The following is a 395-nucleotide window of genomic DNA, read 5'->3' as shown; positions in this document are numbered from 1 at the left end:
AAGTATGGCTGAAGCGCAAAATGATCCCCTGCTGCCGGGATACTCGTTTAACGCCCATCTGGTGGCGGGTTTAACGCCGATTGAGGCCAACGGTTATCTCGATTTTTTTATCGACCGACCGCTGGGAATGAAAGGTTATATTCTCAATCTCACCATTCGCGGCCAGGGGGTGGTGAAAAATCAGGGACGAGAATTTGTCTGCCGACCGGGTGATATTTTGCTGTTCCCGCCAGGAGAGATTCATCACTACGGTCGTCATCCGGAGGCTCGCGAATGGTATCACCAGTGGGTTTACTTTCGTCCGCGCGCCTACTGGCATGAATGGCTTAACTGGCCGTCAATATTTGCCAATACGGGTTTCTTTCGCCCGGATGAAGCGCACCAGCCGCATTTCA

Annotated in this window: 1 protein-coding gene; it reads left to right on the top strand. The window is 52.4% G+C overall.

The features are described 5' to 3' along the window. The coding region (araC, locus tag EOS_RS42815; RefSeq protein WP_456151149.1) for an arabinose operon transcriptional regulator AraC at positions 1–395 on the top strand (395 nt) is incomplete at both ends.

The sequence above is a fragment of the Caballeronia mineralivorans PML1(12) genome (genome assembly GCF_001028175.1).
In the GTDB taxonomy this organism is placed as follows: domain Bacteria; phylum Pseudomonadota; class Gammaproteobacteria; order Burkholderiales; family Burkholderiaceae; genus Caballeronia; species Caballeronia mineralivorans.
This window is presented reverse-complemented; position numbering and strand designations above follow the sequence as displayed.